The organism is Vibrio bivalvicida (genome assembly GCF_001399455.2).
Lineage (GTDB): Bacteria > Pseudomonadota > Gammaproteobacteria > Enterobacterales > Vibrionaceae > Vibrio > Vibrio bivalvicida.
In genome coordinates this window covers 1-1165 of record NZ_LLEI02000076.1, presented here as the reverse complement: position 1 = coordinate 1165, position 1165 = coordinate 1, and the positions used below count along the sequence as shown (strand labels likewise).

Sequence of the window (1165 nt, the reverse complement as noted above, 5' to 3'; positions counted from 1 at the left end):
AGACGGACTATCAACGCTCGGCGATTTAGGCTCTAGTTTGGTAAGGTGTTTACGGCGGTTAGTTTAAGTGTCTTGGAATGCGTTGCTAGCCACTTAGCAGGGCGTTATGTTTTTAAGGAGAGCTATGAATATCGCAATAGAAGATAGCGAGCTTACTTTTAAAGCGAGTATATTGATTCTCGAAGAGCTCTTGCATTTAGGGTGCGATAACTTCTCAGTTCAACTGAACATATCATATGATGGAAGTGGCTCTAACCGACAAAAACAGTTTAAAACTGACGTTGTTGACTACTCTCTCGGTAGCTTTACCAAGGAAGTATTTTTCTTTAGTCATAAGACTTGCAGGTTTAGTGAAACATCGGAACATTATGCTTTTAATCGAGACACCATTCCTATTATTTCAAGAGCAATGGGAAGAGGCCTCATGTGCTTTAAGGCAGATTTAGAGTGGGGAATTAGTGAATGGCAGTTTTATTCGGGTAGTGTCTTACTTGCGGGTGCGAATGTTAAGGATGACTACTTTTTTATTTCTGGAGTTGAACAAAGATTTGTAGACTTACTTGCCAATGTAAATATTCCAATTGTAATACAAACATAACAATCTGTTTAAGAGTGATTCGCAACGCGTGGCATTTTTACTATGCGTTGCGTTTTGTGTTTAAGGTGGTATGCGGCGGCATCGGCATTGCGTTGCTCACACCTTAACAGGGCGTTAATAAGCTACTGTTAACGAATAGTTTTTTAGGGTATGTAGTCCTACATTGGCTGTGCCTTTCTCCGTACAAATTCTTGTTCTCTAGCACTTTGAGTTCTGCAGTTTCTTTGACGTAAATGCCATTTGAAAGCATAGAAAGCGCTAATATGCCAGCAACTATCATCGCTCTCATGAGTTCACCGCTGTGGCAATTAACTGTTCGTCGCTTTAGTGGGTGGCTCGTTCTCTATCACTTTGGTTTGGCAACTTGCTTAAAGCTGGTTTCTGTAAAGGACAGTGGGTCAGTAGCCAATAAAAACCTGGTTGGTTTGTACTGTTGAGTTCGGTGGTTTGTTTGGGTGTTGAGCGCGCGAAAAGTACTTTATTAACAAAGTGTTCAAGCTGGATTCTCAACGCTCGGCGGTTTTGGTTGCAAATTTTAATGTAGTGATTAAGGTGGCTTTATTAAGT

1 protein-coding gene is annotated in these 1165 nt (G+C 40.9%); it reads left to right on the top strand.

The window, feature by feature from the left end:
• Positions 1-124: 124 nt before the first annotated feature.
• Positions 125-598, top strand: a complete 474-nt coding sequence (locus tag APB76_RS19945; RefSeq protein ID WP_054963664.1) for a hypothetical protein — start codon at positions 125-127, stop codon at positions 596-598.
• Positions 599-1165 lie beyond the last annotated feature (567 nt).

Coding starts and splice junctions, on each gene's coding strand:
- APB76_RS19945 (WP_054963664.1), top strand. CDS start 125: ATGAATATCGCAATAGAAGATAGCGAGCTTACTTTTAAAGCGAGTATA.